The organism is Rhodoligotrophos appendicifer (assembly GCF_007474605.1).
GTDB classification, from domain to species: domain Bacteria; phylum Pseudomonadota; class Alphaproteobacteria; order Rhizobiales; family Im1; genus Rhodoligotrophos; species Rhodoligotrophos appendicifer.
In genome coordinates, this window is the sequence record NZ_VHKL01000024.1 from 1 (window position 1) to 6,966 (window position 6,966).

The following is a 6,966-nucleotide window of genomic DNA, read 5'->3' on the forward strand; positions in this document are numbered from 1 at the left end:
CTGGCCCGATGATGCGCACGAGAAGCATTGGCGTAGAGCTTGCCAGGAAATTGCTCTCGAGCAAGAGCTGCGGCTGAAGCGAGGGGCCAATACAGCCGAACGAGTTAGGAGTTCAGTCAACTGCCTTCTTTACATCAAGAAGGAGTTCCGCATGAAAGCCTTGGTCTGAAACGGCAAAGAGAACGTCCGTTACGATACGGTCTCCGATCCTGAATCGAGCACCCTCGGGATGCGATTCAAGGTGACGAGCTGCGCGATCTGCGGATCGAACTTACACCTGTTTCACAACCTGCTTCCAGCCATGCTCCCCGGCGACATCGTAGACCATGAGACTATGGGTGAAGTAGTCGAGGTCGGATAGCGCGGCCAAGGGCAAACTCAAAAGGGAGAGCGTGTCGTAATCCCTTTGACAATTGTATGTGGTGAATGCGACCAATGCCGTCGAGGCAATTTCTCAGTATGCCAGCAGACCAACCGGAAAGCAGAGTTGAGCGACAAGGTTTTCGGCCATAGACGGCCGGCCTATTTGGCTACACGCACCTCACTGGCGGGTATCCGTGCGGTCAGGCGGAATATCTGCGGGTGCCCTTCGCCGACACGACCCATATCAAAGTGTCTGAGGCATTGAGGACTGATCAAGAAGATGCGTCTCTTTGTTTGCTTGCCCTTCTTAGAAGTTACCTGAATCGCTGAGAGAAACTGCGAGCGCCAACTCAGAAAATCACCCCCTCTTCTCGAACGTGGCTCTGGCTGAACATACTAGTCGAAGTCGGGGGTGCGGTCTGGGATTGGGTCCAGCCACGCCATGGGAACGAAACCAGCCTCTGTGCCGTAAGACACATGGCACCACCCCTCCTCACAGCCGAAAAGGTCAACTGTCCCTCCTGGCGGAACACGATATGTTATCTCGCAGGAGGAATTGGGTCCGCTGCGAAGGGGCGCGGGGCGCTGGACTTCCGCACGCCGAAGCTCCCCATCGGCCGAGCCCGACCGCGGATTGATGACTGAGGCACATGCCACCGGCAGTTCAGGCTCCTTTGCAAACGCTGGAATGCTAAGGGAGGCGCCCGGAACGACAGCCAGCATGGCACCGAGACTAACCTTAATGAGGCGGTTCATGGTGGCACCTCGTGTGCAGGTGGGAATTTGTAAGAAGATAGTCGACTGCCTGAGGCAGCCGACCATCCCGTTCACGGGAAGTGAGCTGGGTTAGACGTCGAACCAGCCGCCATCGCCCATGTCGTCACCGAGGTCACCGAACTCCGGCTCTTCTATGACTTTATTGTTGTTTTCGTCATAGCTGGTGTAAAGGCCGTCGTAATATTCATCCTTGGTGATCGCAGAGTTTGAATCGGCATCCCAAGTGTTGAACCAGCCATTCCCATAGCGCTCGTCGAAGGCCTGTCGATGATCACCAATGCCGCTGTCGAATTCCGACTGGGTAAGCGATCCATCCTTGTTGGCGTCCCAAGTGTCGAAGGCACGGTTATTTTCGAAACCGGCGCGAAACTCGGTGTTATTGATGCCCGAGGCTCCATCGGCATCCCAGTCACTATAGTTCGCGGCCATGACCGGCGCCGCCATCAGCGACAGCGCAAATGTGGAAGCAACGAGATTTGACGTGATTCTGTTAAACATGGTTGTTCTCCTCTTTTGGTTTTCTTTACCAGAAACGAGCATCGATCGCCGACGCTCAGGAGGGGAAATGTCTTGGGCCGCAAGATGTTCCCAAAAAACCATGAACAAACTGCAATATAAGCACACGAACTTGTGATAACATTGCATAGTCAATATAGATTTTTAGACGATTTTGTTAATATCAATCTTTAGTTATATTGTTGACCGGCAAGATTTTACCAAGTTTTCTATATTTAAATTACACGAAATGTTTCGTAGATTAATATTTATATAAATCTTCTTCTATTTACTCAAAACCCCCGATTGAATTCGGCAGGGAACAGGCTTGCTCAAAATCAAAGGAACGCGTTCGACCGCGGAAGGTTGTCTTTACATATTTCAGCGCGCCCTGCCTTCGCTGCAGGAGCAAAGGCAGTCGACGACCGCTTCAGGCGAAGAGTTCAAGGGCTGAGAGATAATCCCGCCGGGCGGCTGGTCATGCCGCGGCGTCAGCCTGGTTTTCACTGAGCAAGAGAGCAAGATCTGAATCATGGAGAGCGAAACCGAAAATCGCTTGAGCCCCTCGTCCGAATTGAAAGATTTGAATGAAGGTGAGAAGCTAGCTGTCGATCATCAAAGTCGCCCGAGCGCAGCGTTAATCCATGAGACCATTCGAGCCGAAGGGGAAAAGGAGCTCGAGCGCACCAGTATAGCGCTTATGCTGTCGGGATTTGCTGCAGGACTGTCCATTGGCTTTTCTGTCATCGTTCCAGCAATCCTCATGGTCGCCCTTCAGGACGCCCCATGGGAGCATCTTCTGACTGCGCTCGGATACACGATCGGCTTTCTGATCGTGGTGCTGGGCAGGCAGCAACTCTTCACGGAAAACACCCTCACCCCTGTCCTGCCTCTCCTGAAGGCTCCGACTGTCCATCGGTTTGGTCAGTTAGCAAGGCTTTGGTCTCTCGTGTTGTTCTCCAACATCATGGCGACATGGATCTTTTCGGCGGCTCTTGCGTACACGCCCATCTTCGATCAGGAGATCAAAATGGCCATCGCCGAGTTTTCGCAAACGACGATGAAGGCGGATTTCTGGCCGATGTTTCTCAAGGCCGTCTTCGCAGGCTGGCTCATCGCGCTCATGGTCTGGCTGATGCCGGGAGCCGGAGATGCCAAGCCATTTGTAATCATTATTGTGACCTATGTCGTCGCTCTCGCAGGCTTCGCGCATATCATCGCCGGATCGGTTGAAGCGTCGTTTCTCGTCCATGTGGGCGACGCCTCCCTGGCCGAATACCTGTTCCGCTTCTTTTGTCCGACCCTGCTCGGCAACACAATCGGCGGTGTTGCCTTGGTCGCCTTTCTGAATTTCGGGCAGGTGGCTCCAGAAATTCAATCGTGATGGAAAAGATTGCGCAGCTCGGCGGCAGCGACGTCACGAAGTGTGGGATGTTAGGTCCCCCACGGATCACACTTGTCTTAGGATGCAAATAGGGGACGGCACCTGCACGCCCTTAAATTTGTCGCTCTCGGCCAATCCAAGCGCTCCGCAAGAGACAGCACGATGACCAGCCTGTCCATTCGCTCAAGACGATCTCGGCTTCCTCAGATGCCTCCGCGTCACGTGGAAAGTGCCAGGCTCTACGCTGAAGGGGAAGGTTTCAGCTTTCTCAACCGCTCACTTGAATCCGCTGAGATGGCCAGCGGGGACTGATCTGGCATCGCGTTTGCCGCACTACCAGACATCCGCCGTCCTCTCTTCGGAACAAACTCTACAAACCTCAGTTCACAAAACAGGCAGCACTGCGAATAACAGCCGCGAGTAATCCCGTCACGAAGAGTTTGAGATGCTTAGGAATTTTGTTCACCGTGCGTTTCGTCACGAGTGGCCGGTTATGCTGTCCCTGATGATCGCCGCAAGTTCCGGATGGGCTCTCATTGAACTCGCTGAGGAGGTTATTGAGGGGAGTACGCACGTTGTCGATACTGCGATCCTCCTCGCCTTCCGCACTCCCGGCGACCTGGCTGATCCCGTAGGTCCCGGGTGGTTGGAGGAAATGATGCGAGACTTCACCGCACTCGGCGGCGTCGGAGTCCTCGTTCTGGTCACTGTTGGAGCGTGCGGCTACCTGCTGGTGATCGGCAAGGGTCGAGCGTCGACTGCCATGCTGGTCGCGGTCGGAGGAGGAATTCTTATAAGCACCCTCGCGAAAATCGGGGTTGACCGTGTCAGGCCCGATCTTGTCCCGCACGGATCCTATGTGCACACAGCAAGCTTTCCAAGTGGCCATTCGATGATGTCCGCCGTTGTTTATCTGACGTTGGCTACCATGCTCGCCCGGGTCGAGCCGCGTTGGAGCGCCAAAACCTACATCCTGGCATCGGCCATTCTTGTGACGCTGTTGGTGGGCTTCAGCCGGGTCTATCTCGGAGTCCACTGGCCGACTGACGTTCTCGCCGGGTGGTCGGTGGGCTGCGGCTGGGCGCTGAGCTGTTGGTTGGTCACGCTGCGGCTTCAGCACAGAGGCGAGATCGAATAAATTGAGAGGAAGCTGGGGAATGAGGAACGTGTCCGGGGTGAGGATGTTCGCGTGGTCGGTTATCGCGCTCACACTCGGTATCTTGAGCATTGCATCGCTTCTTCCCCTCCTTGGAACTGACTGGTGGCTGATCCGAATGATGGATTTCCCCCGACTCCAGTTTCTTTTTGCACTCATCATTGTGCTGCCGGCAACTTTGCTGCTGAGCCCCAAAGCAGCATTGTCAGGGGCGGCTGGCCTGATCGGGGTCTGCGCAATTACCTACAACATCTACAAGCTTGCTTCCTTCACGCCGCCAGCCGTTGAAGTGGCAGCAACAGTTGTCGAGTGTTCGCCAGGATCTCGAGTGCGCGTGCTCGTGGCGAACGTGCACCGCGGCAATGAAGGCGCCGAGGAGCTCATCGAGATCATTCGGAAAACAGAGCCGGACCTGTTCCTCGCCGTCGAAACGGACGAGTGGTGGGACATGGCTCTCCGGCAGCTTGAGCCGATTTTTGCTGAGAAAGTTCAGCAGGTAGCCGGCGCCAGGTCCTACTTCGGCATGCACCTCTTTTCGAAATTTCGCCTCCTCGACACTAAGATACTCTTCCCCGTCGGCGATCACGTGCCCGCGATTAAGACTGCGGTCCGGCTGCCTGGAGGGGAGACAATATCCTTCTACGGAATACATCCCCGGCCGCCTGGCCTCTTTCAGTCTTCAACCATGCGGGATGCACAGCTTCTGTCGGCGGGGCTTGCCGCGCGCGAGACCGATATACCGACGGTGCTCGCCGGCGACTTCAACGCGGTTCCATGGGATCATGTCTTTAGCCGCACATTAAGGACGGGTGGCCTGCTAGACCCCCGCATCGGTCGCGGTTTCATGCCGACTTTCAGTGCGCAGAATTGGCTCATGTCATGGCCTCTCGATCACATCCTCTTCACCGAAGAAATAGGCCTGATGCGCCTGCAGCGATTGCCTTCCTTCGGCTCGGATCACTATCCGCTGCTGACCGATCTCTGTCACATGCCAAGCCTTGCCACAGTGCAGGAAGCGCCCGGACTCGAATCGTCTGACGTAGAGGAGGCGGAAGCAGTGATTCGGATGGCACTCGAGGGCCGATAGGGTTTTCATGATTGGCCTCGCCGATAGCCGGCAGTTCGGCTGGCGCGGGTGGCATGAACATTCGGCTCGGAGCAGCCGCACAACGGCTCATGGCCAGCTGTTATCGCAAACGTTAGATCTAAGCCAATGCGGAGATAAGGACTGGCAAACAAGCCAGGATGGTGCGCGCGATTCTCCCTCCGCTCGCCATCATCTGGCCTCGGTCGTTGGGCTGTCTGGGGTTGTGGAAAATGATCCGTGTTGCTTCAAATCTGAGCGCACGTCACGATCATTAGGGCTTTCGCCGAACCCAAGCCGCGATCGTCTCTTCTGGCCCCCAGAGAACGTCGGCTGCCCACCATGCTTCCCCCTTAGACATTAGTCCCGTGCCTAATGATCAAATTTCAAAAGCAGCAAATTTGCAGTCACAAGTTTTCTTGTAGCGGTTAGGCCGGTTCGCTAAGTCAGAACTGAATAGCGGCGGGGGGCTGCCTTGAGAGCTTATGTCCATGCCCTTTACCATCGCTTTGGTGATGGTTTGCCGCCTTGGTTAGCAGCTGCCCTACAAAGTTGAACCAGTCACCGCTCCAGCATTAAAGCCAAGACCTTATACACTGAGCAGATCCCGGGTTCATGGCTGGTGTATGTCGAAGCACGTCCTCTTGATCGACCCCTAACTAAGCGCCCATGGGCGGTAAGCCGGCCCGCCTTGCACATGCTCCAGAATCGAGCGGCCAGACCGGCAGGGAATTGCCGGTCTGTCCTGTTTGCTATTCGCCACTCAGACTGAGAGCTACTCGATGACCCTCAGCTCGGCCGTTGCATTGGCGTTCAACCGACGGAACTGATCGATCTGGTTCCGGTAGTTTTCCATTCCTTCGATGTCCTCATCGGTCACGTTGCTGATGACCAGCCGATCTCCCTGCATGGAGAAGCGGCTCAGGGGAAAGGCTACCTTGTCTTCGCCGATTCCGAGGAACCCGCCATGGGCGAGCACCAGCATGTTGCGTCCGCCGTCTGCATCTCGGATGATGCGATCGACCTCGCCAAGACGCTCGCCGCGCAGATTGTAGACATCCATCTGGGTGATCTCGGAGACCGACAACGAATCCCTCTGGGCATCGGCAGTGTCGTTCATCGCCTGCGTGTTGACGGGGCCCAGTCGCTCCCGGGCTCTGCGACGATCGTCATCGGTGAGCCGGTAAGGGGGATTCGTATCGCCCTCTGCCACGGTCGGGGAGTAAAGCAGGGTGACCGAATCTTGATCCTCCTCGCTGGTCTGCGCCCGGTTGGAGTCTCGGGTCTGATCCTCATCGGTGATCTTCTCGAAGCGCACCGTCGGCTGGCCCTGGGCCCGGTTGACCACGACTCGCGGCTCCTCACGCTCGAAGCGGACCTGCGGCTGTCCCTGGCGCTGCATCTGCACCCGGGGTTCGCCCTCAGCCCTTGAGATGTTCACCTCCGGCTCCGAGCTCCTCATCGTGACCTCTGGGCGATTTTCGGATCGGAGGAGCTGCACTTCCGGGTCCGGCTGATTGACTTCGACCTGCGGCCGGGCCATGGCGACATTCACATCCGGCTCCGGCATGCGGACGGTGATCTGCGGCTGGGGAATGTCGACGGTCACGGTCGGGCTCGGCTGCCTGACCAGGATTTCCGGCTGCGCTTGGCTGACCGTCACATCCGGCTGAGGCTGCCGAACGGTGATCCGCGGAGCGATCTGCG

6 protein-coding genes and 1 pseudogene are annotated in these 6,966 nt (G+C 56.5%); 4 read left to right on the plus strand and 3 right to left on the minus strand.

All coding sequences use genetic code 11. The features are described from left to right. Positions 1-151: 151 nt before the first annotated feature. Positions 152-639, plus strand: a pseudogene (locus tag FKM97_RS25950) (alcohol dehydrogenase catalytic domain-containing protein); the annotation flags it as partial. Between the two features lie 120 nt (positions 640-759). Here FKM97_RS25950 and FKM97_RS27310 read toward each other — a convergent pair. Further along, a complete protein-coding gene (locus FKM97_RS27310) occupies positions 760-1,185 on the minus strand; it encodes an SH3 domain-containing protein (RefSeq protein ID WP_144295367.1) in 426 nt (141 codons plus the stop codon). A gap of 24 nt (positions 1,186-1,209) precedes the next feature. Beyond that, positions 1,210-1,638, minus strand: a complete 429-nt coding sequence (locus FKM97_RS25960) for an EF-hand domain-containing protein (RefSeq protein WP_144295368.1) — start codon at positions 1,636-1,638, stop codon at positions 1,210-1,212. Between the two features lie 529 nt (positions 1,639-2,167). Between FKM97_RS25960 and FKM97_RS25965 the strand changes: the two genes are divergently transcribed. The 3 genes from FKM97_RS25965 to FKM97_RS25975 all read left to right on the plus strand — a co-directional run bounded on the left by FKM97_RS25965 (position 2,168) and on the right by FKM97_RS25975 (position 5,262). Further along, entirely contained in the window at positions 2,168-3,019 is an 852-nt protein-coding gene (locus tag FKM97_RS25965; RefSeq protein WP_144295369.1) for a formate/nitrite transporter family protein, read from the plus strand. 445 nt (positions 3,020-3,464) lie between these two features. Beyond that, positions 3,465-4,157: a phosphatase PAP2 family protein gene (locus FKM97_RS25970; protein WP_144295370.1), complete on the plus strand. Its 693-nt coding sequence runs from the start codon at positions 3,465-3,467 to the stop codon at positions 4,155-4,157. A gap of 19 nt (positions 4,158-4,176) precedes the next feature. Continuing rightward, complete coding sequence (locus FKM97_RS25975; protein ID WP_144295371.1) at positions 4,177-5,262, plus strand: endonuclease/exonuclease/phosphatase family protein; 1,086 nt, start codon at positions 4,177-4,179, stop codon at positions 5,260-5,262. Positions 5,263-6,034: 772 nt separating this feature from the next. Here the strand turns inward: FKM97_RS25975 and FKM97_RS25980 are convergent. Then, positions 6,035-6,966 (minus strand): PRC-barrel domain-containing protein (locus FKM97_RS25980; protein WP_144295372.1); only part of this gene is annotated, 932 nt, incomplete at its 5' end.

Bases quoted from the DNA above. Each gene is read 5' to 3' on its own strand.
- FKM97_RS25960 (WP_144295368.1), bottom strand. From the start codon at position 1,638: ATGTTTAACAGAATCACGTCAAATCTCGTTGCTTCCACATTTGCGCTG.
- FKM97_RS25965 (WP_144295369.1), top strand. From the start codon at position 2,168: ATGGAGAGCGAAACCGAAAATCGCTTGAGCCCCTCGTCCGAATTGAAA.
- FKM97_RS27310 (WP_144295367.1), bottom strand. From the start codon at position 1,185: ATGGTCGGCTGCCTCAGGCAGTCGACTATCTTCTTACAAATTCCCACC.
- FKM97_RS25970 (WP_144295370.1), top strand. From the start codon at position 3,465: ATGCTTAGGAATTTTGTTCACCGTGCGTTTCGTCACGAGTGGCCGGTT.
- FKM97_RS25975 (WP_144295371.1), top strand. From the start codon at position 4,177: ATGAGGAACGTGTCCGGGGTGAGGATGTTCGCGTGGTCGGTTATCGCG.